The sequence below is a fragment of the Oryzomonas japonica genome (genome assembly GCF_008802365.1).
GTDB lineage: Bacteria > Desulfobacterota > Desulfuromonadia > Geobacterales > Pseudopelobacteraceae > Oryzomonas > Oryzomonas japonica.
Genome location: NZ_VZQZ01000005.1, coordinates 150,101 through 165,910 on the forward strand (window position 1 = coordinate 150,101; position 15,810 = coordinate 165,910).

12 protein-coding genes are annotated in these 15,810 nt (G+C 63.7%); 9 read left to right on the forward strand and 3 right to left on the reverse strand.

The window, feature by feature from the left end:
* Window positions 1–103 precede the first annotated feature (103 nt).
* The 5 genes from F6V25_RS09815 to F6V25_RS09835 are packed head-to-tail and all read left to right on the forward strand — an operon-like array spanning window position 104 to window position 5,738.
* Entirely contained in the window at window positions 104–628 is a 525-nt protein-coding gene (locus F6V25_RS09815) for an NADH-quinone oxidoreductase subunit J family protein (protein WP_151128409.1), read from the forward strand.
* Complete coding sequence (gene nuoK, locus F6V25_RS09820) at window positions 625–933, forward strand: NADH-quinone oxidoreductase subunit NuoK (RefSeq protein ID WP_151128410.1); 309 nt, start codon at window positions 625–627, stop codon at window positions 931–933. The genes F6V25_RS09815 and nuoK overlap by 4 nt, the downstream gene beginning before the upstream one ends.
* A gap of 34 nt (window positions 934–967) precedes the next feature.
* Window positions 968–2,854 carry an NADH-quinone oxidoreductase subunit L gene (gene nuoL / locus F6V25_RS09825; protein WP_151128411.1) on the forward strand — a complete coding sequence of 629 codons (1,887 nt, stop codon included), beginning with the start codon at window positions 968–970 and terminating at the stop codon, window positions 2,852–2,854.
* The gene (locus tag F6V25_RS09830; protein WP_151128487.1) at window positions 2,854–4,344 is read left to right on the forward strand and encodes a complex I subunit 4 family protein; all 1,491 of its coding nucleotides are present in this window, start codon (window positions 2,854–2,856) and stop codon (window positions 4,342–4,344) included. Before nuoL ends, F6V25_RS09830 begins: the two co-directional genes overlap by 1 nt.
* Window positions 4,341–5,738, forward strand: a complete 1,398-nt coding sequence (locus F6V25_RS09835) for an NADH-quinone oxidoreductase subunit N (protein ID WP_151128412.1) — start codon at window positions 4,341–4,343, stop codon at window positions 5,736–5,738. The genes F6V25_RS09830 and F6V25_RS09835 overlap by 4 nt, the downstream gene beginning before the upstream one ends.
* Window positions 5,739–5,809: 71 nt before the next feature.
* Here F6V25_RS09835 and F6V25_RS09840 read toward each other — a convergent pair whose 3' ends face one another.
* From F6V25_RS09840 to F6V25_RS09850, 3 genes are all read right to left on the reverse strand, one after another.
* Window positions 5,810–6,343, reverse strand: a complete 534-nt coding sequence (locus F6V25_RS09840; RefSeq protein WP_151128413.1) for a DUF4337 domain-containing protein — start codon at window positions 6,341–6,343, stop codon at window positions 5,810–5,812.
* A 218-nt stretch (window positions 6,344–6,561) separates the two neighbouring features.
* Window positions 6,562–7,395, reverse strand: coding sequence for a menaquinone biosynthesis family protein (locus F6V25_RS09845; RefSeq protein WP_151128414.1), 834 nt, complete (start codon window positions 7,393–7,395; stop codon window positions 6,562–6,564).
* Window positions 7,396–7,540: 145 nt separating this feature from the next.
* The gene (locus F6V25_RS09850) at window positions 7,541–8,671 is read right to left on the reverse strand and encodes an aminopeptidase (RefSeq protein ID WP_151128415.1); all 1,131 of its coding nucleotides are present in this window, start codon (window positions 8,669–8,671) and stop codon (window positions 7,541–7,543) included.
* Window positions 8,672–8,902: 231 nt separating this feature from the next.
* On the opposite strand from F6V25_RS09850, the gene F6V25_RS09855 reads away from it, so the two are divergent.
* The 4 genes from F6V25_RS09855 to F6V25_RS09870 all read left to right on the forward strand — a co-directional run bounded on the left by F6V25_RS09855 (window position 8,903) and on the right by F6V25_RS09870 (window position 15,805).
* Window positions 8,903–10,924 (forward strand): FAD-dependent oxidoreductase, encoded by a 2,022-nt coding sequence (locus F6V25_RS09855; protein ID WP_151128416.1) that lies wholly within the window; start codon window positions 8,903–8,905, stop codon window positions 10,922–10,924.
* Between the two features lie 179 nt (window positions 10,925–11,103).
* On the forward strand, window positions 11,104–13,701 hold the full coding sequence (locus tag F6V25_RS09860; RefSeq protein WP_151128417.1) for a molybdopterin-dependent oxidoreductase: 2,598 nt from the start codon (window positions 11,104–11,106) through the stop codon (window positions 13,699–13,701).
* Window positions 13,702–13,934: 233 nt separating this feature from the next.
* Window positions 13,935–15,629, forward strand: coding sequence for a radical SAM protein (locus tag F6V25_RS09865; protein ID WP_151128418.1), 1,695 nt, complete (start codon window positions 13,935–13,937; stop codon window positions 15,627–15,629).
* Window positions 15,626–15,805: a hypothetical protein gene (locus tag F6V25_RS09870; RefSeq protein ID WP_151128419.1), complete on the forward strand. Its 180-nt coding sequence runs from the start codon at window positions 15,626–15,628 to the stop codon at window positions 15,803–15,805. Before F6V25_RS09865 ends, F6V25_RS09870 begins: the two co-directional genes overlap by 4 nt.
* Window positions 15,806–15,810: the final 5 nt, after the last annotated feature.

Consider the following 15,810-nt stretch of genomic DNA (forward strand, 5'->3'; position numbering starts at 1 on the left):
CACAGAGGAAACAAGAATCGAAGGCAGAGCAGGCAGAAAGCCTTTTCCCGAGTATAGTTATTTTTTTGCTGTTGAACGTCCCTGTGGCAAAATGAATTGAACTATGGAACAGATCATCTTCTACATACTGGCAGGCGTGGCCGTTATCGGCACGATCCTGGCCATTACCGAGAAACACCCGGTGCACGCCATCCTGTACCTGGTCACCTCCCTGTTCTCCATCGCGGTGATCTTTTACCTGCTGACGGCGCCCCTGGTGGCGGCCTTTGAGGTGATCCTCTACGCCGGGGCCATCATGGTGCTGTTCCTGTTCGTGATCATGATGCTCGACCTGGGACACCCGGAAAAGGGGATAGCGCCCCAGTGGCGCCAGTGGCTGCCGGCCCTGGCCCTGGCCGGGGTGAGCATCGCCTCCCTGGCGGCCGTCATCGTTTCCCGTCATGCATCCGCAGCCGCAGCCGCAGCCCCGGCCCCGGCCCCGGCCCCGGCCCTGCCGATCCGCGAGGTGGCGCGGCATCTGTTTCAGGATCACGGCTTGGCGGTGGAACTGGTTTCGTTGCAGCTTCTGTTTGCTTTAGTGGGGGCCTTGTATTTGGGGAAACAGTCCAAAGGCGGAGAAACAAAATGATCGTCCCGCTGGAACATATCCTCATCCTGGCCGGTCTGCTCTTCTTCCTGGGCATGGGGGGGATGCTGGCCTGGCGGGCCAACCTGATCATGATGCTGGTCTGCATCGAGGTCATGCTGAACGCCGTCATGCTGGTCTTTGTGGGGGGCTCGGCCCGTTGGGGCACTGCGGACGGCCAACTGTTCGCCATCTTCATCATGGCCCTCACCTCGGCCGAGGTCTCCCTGGCCCTGGCCATGGTGGTCTACCTGCACCGCCGACGCAAGACGATTGATACGGACCGGTTCAGCGAGATGAAAGGGTAATCCCGTGGTGAACGGACTTTAAACGAAAGAACCGATGAACATCTACCTCGCCCTCATACTCCTGCTGCCGCTCCTGGGCGGCCTCTGTAATGCCCTGCTGGGACGGCTGTTGCCGCGCCGCGTGGGTGTGATTGTCGCCTGCGGGGTGATCTGGGGGGCGTTTGCCTGCGCCGTGCTGGCCTTTGTCGGCTTCACCGGACCGGTGCGGGTGGAGTTGGGCTCATGGCTGGCCGCCTTCAGCTTCCAAGCCCCCATCGCCCTGTACCTGGACCAGCTCTCCCTTGGCCTGACGTTGATGATCACCTTCGTCTGCGGCCTGATCCACCTCTATTCCGTGGGGTACATGCAGGACGACCCGGCCTGGGCACGCTACTTTGCCCTGCTGAACATCTTCGTCTTCGCCATGCTGACCCTGGTGCTGGCCGAGAACCTGCCGCTCCTCTACCTGGGGTGGGAGGGGGTCGGCTTCTGCTCCTACGCCCTGATCGGCTTCTGGTACACGGAGGAGAAGAACGCCACCGCCGGACGCAAGGCCTTCATCACCACCCGCATCGGGGATACCGCCTTCGGCATCGCCATCGTTTGGATGTACCAGCTCTCCGGCTCCGTCTCCATCACCCATCTGAACTCCATGGGCGCGCTCATCCCCGCCGCCGTCGTGACAACCCTCGGCCTGCTGCTGTTGGCCGGCGCCGCCGGGAAATCGGCACAATTGCCGCTGTCGGTCTGGCTGCCGGACGCCATGGCCGGCCCCACGCCGGTGTCGGCCCAGATCCACGCCGCCACCATGGTCACGGCCGGGGTCTACCTGCTGGCGCGCATGTTCCCCCTGATCGGCTCCTCGGAGACGGTGCGGGCCGCCATCGCCCTGACCGGCGGCATCACCGCCTTCTACGCCGCTACCTGCGCCTGCTGCCAGCGCGACCTGAAGCGCATCCTGGCTTACTCCACCATCAGTCAGATCGGCTACATGGTGCTCGGCGTTGGGGTCGGGGCCCTGCCCGGCGCGACCTTCCACCTGCTGACCCACGCCTTCTTCAAGGCACTCCTGTTCCTGGGGGCGGGGTGCGTCATCACCGCCCTGCACCACCAGCAGGACATCTTCCGCATGGGGGGGCTCAGGACGAAGCTGGCCGCGGTCTACTGGCCGTTTCTGGCCGGGGCGCTCTGCCTGGCCGGGTTCCCCCTGACCGGCGGCTTTTTCAGCAAGGACGCCATCCTGGGCGGGGTGGCCGCCCAGGGGGGCGCCCTGTACGGCGGCCTGTTGCTCCTCGGCCTCTTTACAGCGCTTCTGACCTCCTTCTACACTTTCCGCATGGTCTTCGTGGTCTTTCATGGGGAACAGGAACACTCCCTCTCCCCTGGCCCACTGCCGCAGATCATGACCCTTACCCTCGTCCCCCTGGCCCTGTTGGGCTTATGCGGCGGCCTGCTCAATCTGCCCGCCTATCTGGGGTATGAGGGGGTTCTGGACGGCTTCCTCGGCTCGATCCCCGGTTTCGGGGGCGTTGAGCAGGCATCCCACGCCGACGAGATCGCCCTGCAGATCGTCGCCGCCACCCTCAGCCTGGCTGGGCTGGGCCTGGCCTGGTCCCGCTACACCGGCAGCCGCCGGGCCGACGCCCTGGCCCGCGAGGCTACCGGTCCGTCTGGTGCCGGATTCCTCCTGAACGGCTGGTATTTGGACAACCTCTACTGGGCGCTGGTCATCAACCCGTTCAACCACCTGGCGCGTTTTCTCTGGAAACGGTGGGACGAAGCGGGCATCGACGGCACCCTGGACGGCCTGGCCCGCCTCACCGCCCGCCTGGGCGGCTTGCCCGCCGCCTGGAGCACCGGCCGGGTGGCCACCTCCCTGTTCGGCCTGGCATCGGGAGTGGCCATTATACTGGTTTACCTCGTTTGGGTGACGCTGTCATGATGGCCGATCCGCATCTACTGACCATCCTGGTCTTCTTCCCCCTGGCGGGCTGCCTGCTGGTGCTGCCGGTTTGGAAGCGTCCTGCGGCCGCGCGGCCGCTGGCCCTGGGGGTGATGACCGGAGAGTTGCTGCTGGCGCTCTGGCTGTACGCCTCGTGGCAGGGGCTGGCGGCGCTGAAACCGATCCTGCCCGGTTACCTGCTGGTGGAGGACGCGCCGTGGATCGGGGCCTTCGGCATCCGCTACACCTTGGGGTTGGACGGCATATCGCTCCTCATGGTCATGCTGACCGCCTTCAGTTTCTGTGTGGCCCTGGCGGTGTCGTGGCGCGCCATCGGCGAAAAGGTCGGCCTCTTCCTGGCACTGCTCCTGGCCATGGAAACCGGCATCATGGGGGTTTTCCTGGCCTTGGACCTGGCCCTGTTCTACCTGTTCTGGGAGGTGATGCTGATCCCCATGTTCTTCCTGATCGGCATCTGGGGGCATGGCCGGCACATCTACTCCACGGTCAAGTTCTTCCTCTTCACCATGTTCGGCTCGCTCCTGATGCTCCTGGCGATCATCGCCCTGCACCTGCTCCATGCGCAACAGAGCGGCGTGGCCACCTTCGGGCTGCACCAACTGATCGCAACCCGTTTGCCGGCCGGTACTCAACTCTGGCTGTTCGGCGCCTTTTTCCTGGCATTCGCCATCAAGTTCCCGCTCTTTCCCCTGCACACCTGGCTGCCGGACGCCCATACCGACGCCCCCACCGCGGGGAGCGTGATCCTGGCCGGGCTCCTGCTCAAGACCGGCAGCTACGGCCTGCTCCGTTTCGGCTACCCGCTCTTTCCCCAGGCGGCCCAGACCCTGACGCCGTTATTCTACACCCTGGCCATCGCCGGCATCATCTACGCCTCGCTGGTGGCCTTTGCCCAGGAGGACATGAAGCGCCTGATCGCCTATTCCAGCATCGGCCACATGGGATACGTGGCCATCGGCATCGCCGCCTGGCAACCGGTGGCCCTGTCCGGCTCCATCATCCAGATGGCCAACCACGGCGTGACCACCGGCGCCCTGTTCGCCATGGTGGGCATGCTGGACGAGCGGGCGCACACCCGGGAAATCGGCGCTTTCGGCGGGCTGTGGGGCAAGATTCCGCTCTGGTCGTTCTTCTTCCTGCTCTTCTCCATGGCCTCGGTCGGCCTGCCGGGGCTGAACAACTTCGTGGGCGAGTTTCTGGTATTGTCCGGCACCTTCACCAAGTCCCCCCTGGCGGCGGGTCTGGCCTTCACCGGCATCGTCCTGACCCTGGTGTACACGGTGCGGCTGGTGCAGGAAGTGGTCTTTCAGACGGAACGCAAGCCCTTGCCGCTGGCGGACCTGGATCGCCGGGAGATCTGCCTGCTGGCCCTGCTGGCCCTGCTGGTGATCTTGATGGGCGTGCACCCCGCGCCGCTTCTGGATCTGATCCACGGACCGGTGAAGATTCTGGTTGGGGGGGCGCCATGACAAAGGCCGACCTGATGGCATTCATGCCTTTGATTATCCTGGCCGGCGGCAGCGTCGTGGTCTTACTGGCGGGGGCGGTACGACCGGGGGGATGGCTGTATGAGTTGGCGCTCGCTTTTGTCGCCGCCGCCCTGGTGTGGACGATTGCCCTCCCGGCAACAGCAGCCATGCCGGGCCTTGCCGTCACCCCCTTCTCCCGATTCTTCGCCGTCTTCCTCGACGGCACCGGTCTGGTTGCCCTGCTGTTGGCCTCCGGCTACAATAAACGGCGCGGCATCGTGGGGGAGGAGTACCCGGCTACCCTGCTCTTCGCACTGGCCGGCATGGGGGCGGCCTGTGCCGCCAGCGATTTGCTGATGCTCTTCCTCGGCCTGGAAGCCTTTACCTTTGCCTTTTACATCCTGGTGGCCGTTGAACGGGATTCGGTCCGGGGAGGCGAGGCGGGGCTGAAATACCTGCTCAACGGCACCCTGTCTGCGGCCATCCTGGCCATGGGGATCGCGCTGGTCTATTGCAGCCGTGGTACGCTCAAGCTGGCCGAACTGGCCCTGCAAGCGGCCCCGCCCGAGCCGTTGTTCCTGGCTGGGGTCTGCCTGGTCCTCGTGGGACTGGCCTTCAAACTTTCCTGGGTTCCGGCCCATCTCTGGACCCCGGACGTGTACCAGGGGGCGCCGGCGCCGGTGACGGCGCTCCTCTCCACCGCCTCCAAGGGGGCCTCGGTGGCTGCCCTACTTCTCGTGCTGCCTCTGGCGGCCGTATGGCGCGGCGGTCACGACATCCTCTGGGGCCTGGCGCTCGCCACCCTGGTCTGCGGCAACATGGCGGCCCTGGTGCAGAGCAGCATCAAGCGGCTTTTGGCCTGGTCATCCGTGGCCCAGATGGGGTATGTGGCCCTGGCCTTTGTGGCCCTGCCGGCCGGTGGGGCACGGGCCGCGCTCTTCTACATCGTGGCCTATGCTGCGGCCGGGCTGGCCTCCTTCGGGGCGGTAGCGGTCCTTGCGGATGGCACGGACCGGGACGCCATCGAACAGTACCGCGGCCTGGGCTACCGCAATCCCCTGGCCGGAGCGGCCCTGGCGGTGGCGTTGTTCTCCCTGGCCGGGATCCCCCCGGCGGCCGGTTTCATGGCCAAGTTCGCGGTCTTCAGCGCCGCGCTGCGGGCCGGCGAAACCGCCCTGGCCGTGGTCGGCGTTCTTTCTGCCCTGGTGGCGGTCTTCTTCTATCTACGGGTGGTGGTGGCGCTTTACATGCGGCCTGCCGACGGGATGGAAGCAGCGGTGCGCCCTCTCTCCATCTCCGAGGGCGTCGCCCTGGCCATCCCCACCGCCGCCATCCTCTTCCTTGGACTCTATCCTTCCCCGCTGCTCGATCTGTTGATCCGGATTTCGAGATGAAAAACGGCAATACATGAAAAAGGCCACCCGAAGATCGGGCGGCCTTTTTGTTCCGGGCTGTGTGAGCTTATTTAGTAAAAGAGCATCCAGGCATCCAGAAAGAAGAACAGCCACCCCAGGTTGCACGCCATGGCGATGTACCAGAGGTAGTGGCGCTTGGTCAGGCTGGCCAGGGACGAGAGCATGATGGCTATCTGGAGGAAGATGAGAGCGTAGGCGAAGTCCCCTCCCATCTCCTGGGCCTTGAGCTTTGTCTTGGCGATCCCTTCCGCCTTGTTCTTGATCTCTTTTTTATCCCCATCGTAGCGCTTGATCTCCTCGCCGTATTTGGCGAGGGTCTTCTCATAGTCGGCGGCCACTTCGGGCGGCAGCCCCTTCTGGGCATGGTACTGCAACTCCAGCGCCTTCTTGTTCATCTCAAAATTATGCTGCTTGATGCTCTTGGCTTGATAAAAGGCCCACTGATCGCTCTCCTGCCCCTGGGCCATGATGGCGCGGGACGAGAACTTCCCCATATAGAGGGTGGTCAGGGCGGCCAGGACCGCCACGATGGCCATGGAGAGCGCCAGCCATCCCTGCCATTTTTCCTTCTGTTCATCCGCCATACACCCTCCTCCTGCACAATGAAAATTTACGGATGCAAGATAATCATGTCCAAGCTGTTTGTAAAGAGGCGTATCTAGCAGGCTGTTGAAAAAAACAGGTTGTTCAAAAATAGTCAGATCGTCGCACCCGCAGAAGACCCCGAGGAGGCGTAGCAGCGCTACGCCGCACGAAAGGGCTTTCGAGGACGGCGGCGAGATGGCTGTTTTTCAGCAACCTCCTAGATAAAGAGCGGCGCCGTGGAGGCCGGTATGATGCCCGCCTTCTCGGCCCGTTCCAGCAGGCAGTGAATGGCCCTGACCCCCTCGTCCCCCAGATCGTTGGAGAAGTCGTTGACATACAGGCCGATGTGGGCCGAGCAGACCTCTGCGTTCATCTCCTGGGCGTGCTCATGGATGTAATGGGCCGCAGAGGCGGGATTGGCGTGGGAGTAGGCCACCCCGTCCCGCAGGGCGCCCTCGATGGCGGCGATGGTATCGGCCCCCAGGGAACGCTTGGCGACGATACCCCCCAGAGGGATCGGCAGGCCGCTCTCCCGCTCCCACCATTCCCCCAGATCGAGCATCTTGTGCAGGCCGAAGCCCTGGTAGGTAAAGCGGGATTCGTGGATGATCACGCCGGCATCCACGTTGCCGCTCAGGACGGCATCCATGATCTCGTTGAAGGGCATAACCAGGAAGTTTTTCAGGGTGGGATCGAACATGCGCAACAAGAGCAGCGCCGTGGTAAAATGTCCTGGAACGGCGATGGTCTTGCCGCGCAGATCGTTGGGATCGATGGGGTCCTTTGCCACCAAGAGCGGCCCGCAACCCCGGCCCAAGGCGCTGCCGGAGCGGAGCAGAGCGTACTCGTCGCGGATATGCCCCAGGGCGTGGTAGGAAACCTTGGTGACGTCCAGCTCACCCTTCAGGGCCAACTGGTTGAGGGTCTCCACATCCTCCAGCCGCTCCCGGTAGGAGATGCCGCGGGTGTCCACCAGGCCGTGGATAAGGGGGTAGAACATGAAGGTATCGTTGGGACAGGGGGAAAAACCTAGGGTGAGTGGATTACTCATGGCAACTCCGTTCTATAACTCGGGATCGGGTCCGTCCGCTTCGTTGCGCCCTGTGCGCCCGGCATCCGAACCTTCTACGACGTCATTTGGTTAGTGCGGGGGCACACGGACTCCCTCCGTTTGCCCGGATCGCATTCTCCGGCGGCTAAACCAGCATCTTCCCGTCATCGATAAGCACCCGCTCGCTCCCGTCGGCCATGATGGCCGTCACGGTCGGGTGGTAGAAGACGTAATCCTCATGGAACGGGGCGCTGACCAGGCCGCCGAAGCCGGAGTTGTCGCCTAGGGCGATGTGGATGGTGCCGAGGATCTTCTCGGCCTCCAGCACATTGTCCGGCCGGCTGGCCTTGTCGTTGGTGCCGATGCCCAGTTCGGCGATGTTCCGGCAGTTGGCGTCCTCGGCGAATTTTGCCTCAAGCTTGGCGCGATGCGGGTCCGTTCCCTCGATCCGCGCCACGGTGCCGTTCTCCACGAAGAGACGCAGCGGCTCGTCCAGCTTGCGGGTCGGCGCCCACTCGATCACCATGATGCCGTGACTTTTGCCCTCCAGCGGCGCAAGATACCCCTCGCCGGCCGGGAGGTTGCCGAAGCAGCCGGGTGCGGTCAGCAGGCCGTCGTCTCCTCCTGCGTGGCGCCCCTGTTTGCAGATCATCATGTCGGTGCCGTTGGGGCAGGTGACCCGTACCCACTCCGCCCGGTTGACCGCCGCCACCAGCCGGGCGGTGCGGTCTGCCAGGGCCTGCCAGTCCACGGTCATGGAGCTGTGGAACATGTCCGGGTCGAAGTGGGGCAGGCTGGCGAAGCGGGTGCCGGTGGCGCAGGCCAGGGCGCGGTAGCGGGTATGGCTGGTGGAGTTGTTGGACAGGGCGATGATGACGTCGGCCACGGCGTGCCGGTGGGCCAGGACGATCTCCCGGGCGGCGGCGATCTCGTCGGCTGCGGCCTGCTTCGCCAGGAGCTTTGCCAAGAGCCCCGTCTGTTCCAGTTCGCCGATGGCTTCGGCACCGAAGGTCGCCAGCCAGAGCTCCCGGGGCGGCTCGGCTCCCGAGGCAGGGGTGGCGGGGAATTCCACGAAGCCGCCGCTGCCATATGTCCTCGCGGCGAATGCCGCCGCCATGCGGGCGGTGGCGTTCAGGCGTACGCGCCGGTCCCGGTCGCTTGCGGAGACCGTTTCGTCGGCGCGGATCGTGTCGCTGAACACCAGGACCCGTTCATTGGCCCGGATGCCCATGTTGGTTTCAAAGAGTGAACGAAATGCTTCGTCGAGAGGGTTCATGGCCGTATCCTTCCGTTGCTGGGGTGCTCCTGTCACCTTTCTATAACACAGAATGGCGCAAAGGTGAAACCGCTTGAAAGGCAACGGTATGCAAAGATTTTTTTTCCCTTGATTTCTGGAACATTATTGTGCTACTCATGCATACTGTATACACTTTACTTATGTAAAATTTAATAATAATTGCAAGAGCTTAACCCCTTGGTTCCCGGGGGCCGGTTTTCGGAGGTTCGTGTGTCTTCAGTACTCTTTTCCACATGGGGCAGAAACGTCGTTGACAACAGAAATATTTCCGGTGAACCGCAGGCGGTCGCCTTCAAGCTGCCGGCGGCCTTTGACGGCGAACGTCCGTTGCGCGCGTTCATGGGGTGGGATGGCATCATTCTGTTCGACAAGACGGTTGATGTGCCGGCCATGACGGCCGAGTACATGAAGCGCGTCCAGACCCTGTACTGCTGCGGCAAGTGCACGCCGGGCAAGAAGGGCACCAAGGTGTTGATGGACCTGCTCAAGGGGGTGTTGGACGGTACGGCCAAAGAGGCCGACCTGGACAAGGTCGGGGATCTGGCGGAACTGCTCAGGAATTGCAAGTGCACCCTCTGCCAGAGCGCCACGGTGCCGGTCTTCGATGCGGTACAACACTACCGCGCCGAATTCGTCACCCGCCTGCATGAACGGCGGGCGGTCAACAGCGCCGACGGATACCTCCACAAGATCACCGCCCCCTGCATGGACAGATGCCCGTCCCATATCGACATCCCCCGCTACATCGAGGATATCAAAAACCTCCGTTTTTCCGATTCCCTGGCCACCATCCGCGAGAACATGCCGCTCCCGGCCGTCTGCGGGCGGGTCTGTCCGCATCCCTGCGAGAGCGCCTGCCGCCGCAAGAACGTGGATGATTCCATCAACATCATGGTACTCAAACGATCCGCCTCGGATTACGAGCGAGTGCACAAACTTGCCCCTCCGATGCAGCCCAAGCCGCGGAAAAGCAAGACCGTCGGCATCGTGGGCGCCGGTCCTGCCGGTCTGGCCGCCGCCTATTACCTGGCCCTGGAAGGGTACCCCTGCACCATCTACGAGGTGCTGCCGGAAGGGTACGGCGGCGGCATGATCGCGGTCGGCATCCCGGCCTACCGCATGCCGCGTGCGATCCTGCAACGCGATATCGACATCATCCAGTCCCTGGGGGTCGAGATCGTCTATAACTGCCGTGTCGGCACGGACATCTCCCTGGCCGACCTGAAGAAAAAGCACGACTCGGTGTTCATCGCCCCCGGCGCCCACCGCTCCAAACCCATGGGTGTGGAAGGGGAGGATAAGGGGTACAAGGGCTTCCTCAAAGGGGGGATCGACTTCCTGCGTGAGGCCTACATGGGCAAACCGACCGGCATGGGCAAGAAGGTCGTGGTGGTCGGCGGGGGCAATACCGCCATCGACTGCGTCCGGGTCGCCCTGCGCGAAGGTGCCCAGGACTCCTACCTGGTCTACCGCCGCTCCCGCAAGGAGATGCCGGCCGATGTGTGGGAGGTGGACGGCGCCGACGAGGAGGGGGTCCAGTTCGAATTCCAGGTGCTCCCCACCCGGATCATCGCCAACGACCAGCACGAGGTGGTCGGCGTGGAATGCGTCCGCATGGAGCTGGGAGAGCCCGACGCCTCCGGCCGCCGCCGTCCCGAACCGATGGCGGGCAGCGAGTTCATCATCGAGTGCGACACGGTCATCCCGGCCATCGGCCAGGACGCTGACCTGGGGTTCATCCCCCCCGACATGGGCATCGACATCAGCAAGTGGAACACGGTGGTCACCAAGCACCTGCCCCTCAAGGATGCGGCGGGAAAGGATCTCAAGGACGGCATGGGCAACCCGCTCTCCCGCTTCCTCATGACCGACTGCGACGGGGTCTTTGCCGGCGGCGACGCCGAAATCGGCCCCCTGACCGTGGTGGCCTGCGTCGGCAATGCTCACCGTGCCGCCCGGGTAATCCAGCGCTGGTTGGAGGAGGGCAAGGCCTATCTCACCGAGGACGATATCTTCGATGACCTCCTGACCTACCTGGGGGTATACGACAAGGGTGAGAAAGTGCCCTGGCTCGATGCCGCTGGGCGCGCCAACCAGAAAGAGGTCCATGGCAGAGAGCGGGCCAGCCTCAAGAACTACAATGAGGTCGAACTGGGCTTCAGCGACAGCACGGCCCAGGCCGAGGCCGACCGGTGCCTGCGCTGCTATCGCATGGCCATGGCGGTTGTGTAGGGAGGTTGTTGAAAAACAGCCATCTCGCCGCCTCCTCGAAAGCCCTTTCGTGCGGCGTAGCGCTGCTACGCCTCCTCAGGGCTCTCTCCGGGGGCGACGATCTGGCTATTTTTGAACAACCTATGAATTTTTGAATAGCCTGCTAAGAGAAAAATAGCACTTAAAGTCTGGAGTTGCACATGGTTACGCTGACGATTGACGGCAGACAGATACAGGTCCCCGCAGGGACGACCATCCTGGACGCGGCCGCCGGGCTGGGGATCAAGATCCCGACGCTCTGCTGGCTGAAAAAGGTTTCCACCACCGGGGCCTGTCGTATTTGTGTGGTGGAGATCGAGGGGGTTGACCGGTTCATGACCGCCTGCAACACTCCGGTCAAGGACGGCATCGTTGTCACCACCACGTCGCCGCAGTTGGAAAAGGCCCGCAAAAAGACGCTGGAGTTGATGCTGGTCAACCACCCGCTGGATTGCCCGGTGTGCGACGCCGGGGGCGAATGCGACCTGCAGGATACCTGCTTTGCCCTCAAGGTGGACCGAAACGAGTATGCCGCCGAGCGGGAGCCTCTGCCCATCATCTACGACTGGCCCCTGATCGAGAACTGCTCTACCCGCTGTATCCTGTGCGAGAAGTGCGTCAAGGTCTGCCACGAGATCGTGGGGGCCGATGCCATCGAGGTCAAGAACTGCGGTGACCGCTCCCTGATCGGCACCGTGGACGGCAAGCCGCTCAATTGCGATTTCTGCGGCAACTGCATCAACGCCTGCCCCACCGGCACCCTGATCAGCAAACCGTTCAAGTTCCGTGGCCGCCCCTGGACCTTCGACGTGACCAGAAGCGTCTGCGCTTTCTGCTCGTCCGGTTGTCAGATCGACTACCACTCCCGCGACGGCCGCGTGGAGCGGGTCACCAGTTCCGATGACGGCTTCAACCGCGGCAACCTGTGTATCAACGGCCGTTTCGGCTATGCCGCCTTCAACTCTTCCGGCAGACTGACCGAACCGCTCCTCAAGGACGTCGCCGGCAAACAGCAGGAGGTCGGCTGGGATCAGGCCCTGAGCACGGTTGCGGCCCGTTTGAAGGATATCGTTTCCGCAAGCGGCGGGGCCAGTGTGGCCGGTATCGGTTCGCCCCGGGTGACCAACGAGGAGAGTTATCTCTTCCAGAAGTTCCTGCGTTGCGCCGTGGGCACCAACAACATCGACTCCGAGGCGCGTCTCGGCTATTTCCCGGCCCAGCTCATCCAGTGGCGGATGCTGGGCTACAGCGGCGGAACCGCTGCCATGGACGCCATTGAGCAGGCCACGGCGGTCGTGGTCCTGGGGAGCGACCTCAAGGCCGAATCGGCCGGCTTTGCCTATCGGGTGATCCGGGCCGTTACCCGGAACGACGCCAAACTGGTCGTGGCCGGTGCCCGCGCCAGTTGGATCACGCCGTTCGCCAACGCGTTTCTCCAGTACCGTTCCGGCAGCGAGGCCTGGCTGGTGGCCGGCCTCAACAAGGCTATCCTGGCTGAAGGGCTTGAAAACAAGGCTTTCATTGACGCCGATACCAAGGAGTTCGCCGCGTTCACCACGGCCCTCGGCGGGATCAGCTACGAGCAGATCGTCGAGGCGAGCGGCGTCGGCGAGGCCGAGTTGCGCGAAGCGGCCCGCCTCATAGGCGCTAACGGCCGCGTGGCGGTCATCTACGGCGCCGAGATCATGCGCTCCGTTGATGCGGCCAATGCCGTCACCGGCGTGGTCAATCTGTCCCTCCTGACCGGGGCGGCCGGCACGGGCGGCGCCGGCATCTATCCGCTGGACGAGAAGAACAACACCCAGGGGATGCTGGACATGGGGGTCTGCCCTGAGTATCTGCCCGGCTATCACGGCTATGATCATGCCGCCGCCCGTTTTGCCGCGGATTGGAAGGCCGCTGTTCCCGCAGTACCCGGCAAGGACCTCTTTCAGATCGTCGAAGGGATCGAAAAGGGAGAAATCCGGGCACTGTACGTCATGGGAAGCGACCCGCTGCATTTCATGCCGGATCGTAACCGTATCCTGAAGGCCCTTCAGAAGCTGGACCTGCTGGTGGTGCAGGACCTGTTCCTGACCGACACCGCCCGTCTGGCCCACATCGTGCTGCCCGCCGCCAGCGGGGCCGAGAAGTCCGGCTCCTTCACCTCCGTGGACAACCGGGTGCAGTGTTTCCCCCGTGCTGTGGCCCCGGCCGGCGATGCCCGCACCGACGGCGAGATCCTGGCAAAGCTTCATGATCTCGTGTCACCCGTAGCGAATATCACGGCGGCGTCGGCGGAAGATCTGCACCATGAGATTGCCCGGCTGACCGGGCTCTACAGCGAGCAGTGCGACCACGAGGGGTGCCGCATGGGGCGGGCCAAGAACCGGCCGGCCCTCAGCGACAAGCCGGCGACGTTTGCGCCGGTAACGCCCACACCCCCTGCCCGGCGGGATGGGGCCTACCCCCTGAGCCTCATCGTCGGGCCGGTGCTGCACCACAACGGCACCTTCTCCACCTGGTCGGACAACAATATGGCCGTTGCCGGCGAGGCGTATGTGGAGATAGCACCAGCGGATGCCCGCAAGGCGGGCATCACCACCGGAAGCGCGGTCAAGATTTCCTCCTCCCGGGGGAGCATCATCCTCACCGCCAGGGTGCTTGATACGGCCCCGGAGGGCACGCTGTTCGTCCCTGTCCATTTTCGGGAGGCCCAGGTGAACCTGCTGACCCAGGGGGCGGGCGCCACGGTGGGGGCCAAGCTGGAAAAGGCCTGATCTAAGAGGTTGTTGAAAAACAGCCATCTCGCCGCCGTCCTCGGATGCCTCTTCGTGCGGCGTAGCGCTGCTACGCCTCCTCAGGGCATTCTGCAGGTGCGACGATCTGACTATTTTTGAACAACCTGCGTTTTCCAACAGACTGTTAAGACCTTCACAGGCAAACAAAAAGCACCGTAGGAAACGGTGCTTTTTGTTTGCCTGATCCCGCGCCGCGCCTGTATACTCACCGCATGACCTGGAAGATCCGACAAAAATTGCGCGCCCTGCTGGAGGCGGAAACCAGCCTGCGCCCCGATATGCGGAGCCGGGGCGGGCAGCTCGCCGTCTGCCTCGTCTACCCTAACTCCTACCAGACCGCCATGAGCAGCCTGGGGTTCCAGACGGTCTTCGGGCTCCTGGCGGAATCTGCCGACATCCTGTGCGAACGGGCCTTTCTGCCCGACCGGGAGGATCTGGAAGAATACCGGCGCAGCGGCACGCCGCTCCTCTCCCTGGAGAGCCAGCGCCCTCTGGCTGATTTCGACGCAATCGCCTTTTCCACCTCCTTCGAGCCGGACTACCTGCATATCCCCCTCATGCTGGAACTGGCGCGTATCCCGGTTTCGGCCGCAGAGCGCACCGGCGCCGATCCCTTGGTCATTGCGGGGGGCGCGGCGTTTTTCATCAATCCCGAGCCGGTGGCCGACTTCCTGGACGTGGTCTGCATCGGCGAGGGGGAGGAACTCATCCCGGCCCTGGTGTCGTGCCTCATGTCGCCCCAACAGGGGGGGAGGGGAGGGTTGTTGTCCGCCTTGGCCGCCCGGCCCGGGTTCTACATCCCGAGCCTCTACCAGCCGCGGTACGATACCGATGGCCGTCTGACCGGTTTTGACGGCGCTCCGGGCGCCCCGCTGCCGGTGGTGCGCGCCTGCCCCGTACTGGAACAACACCGGCCGGCTGCCTCCCTCATCCTGACCGACAACACGGAATTCGGCGACATGTTCCTGGTGGAGGTGAGCCGGGGGTGTCCGCGCGGTTGCCGCTTCTGTAGTGCGGGCTTCATCTACGGCCCGTTTCGCCAGCAGCCCTTCGAGCACCTCGCGGCCGCGGTGGACGAGGGGCTCAGGCACCGCTCCAAGGTCGGGCTGGTGGGGGCGGCGGTGTCGGACTACCGGGATATCGGCCGCCTCTGTAGCTACATAGTGGAAAAGGGGGCCAAGGTTTCGGTCTCGTCCCTGCGCATTGACCGGTTGGACAGCGCCATGCTGGATGCCCTGACGCTGAGCGGCCACAAGACCATCTCCCTGGCGCCGGAGGGGGGCTCCCAGCGGCTGCGGGACCTGATCCGCAAGAACCTGAACGAACGGCAGATCCTGGACGCCTGCGACATGCTGATCTCCCGGGACATCCTGAACCTGAAACTGTACTTCATCATCGGCCTGCCGACGGAGACGGAGGCTGATCTGGATGAACTGCTCCGGCTCGTGGCGGCCATCCGCGAGCGGGTGTTGGAGCGGGCGCGGGCCAACAAGCGGATCGGCGAGATCATCCTGTCGGTCAACCCCTTCATCCCCAAACCGTTCACCCCCTTCCAGTGGTGCGGCATGGAGCCGCTCCCTTCCCTGGAGCGCAAGGTGAAACTTTTGGAGACGGCCGTGCGCGCCATGCCCAACGTGCGCCTCAAGGTGGAGAGTCTGCGGGAGTCCTACCTCCAGGCCCTGCTCTCCCGGGGGGACCGGCAGCTCTCGGGTCTGGTGGCCGCCATGGCAGGGGGGAGTTCCCTCAAGAAGGCGGCCAAGCAGTGCGGGATCGATACGGACGGGTATGTGTGCCGTGAGATCCCCGAGGATGCGATTCTGCCCTGGAGCGTTATCGGCACGGCGGACCGGGAGCACCTGAGGAAAGAGTACGAACGAGCCATGGTGGGAGTGGAGAGGAAGTCATGAAGCGATGCACCATCTGCACGAAGGAGTTTGATGAGACCGCCGAGCGTTCGGAATACGCCGAGGCCGGGGAATGGCTGGCGGGGGAAGTGTGGCAGGATGCGGGAGAACTGTGTCCGCTCTGTCTGGAAAACCGGGCCAGGTTGGTGATGATGTACTGCCCGGAGTACAATAGTTAAAACCG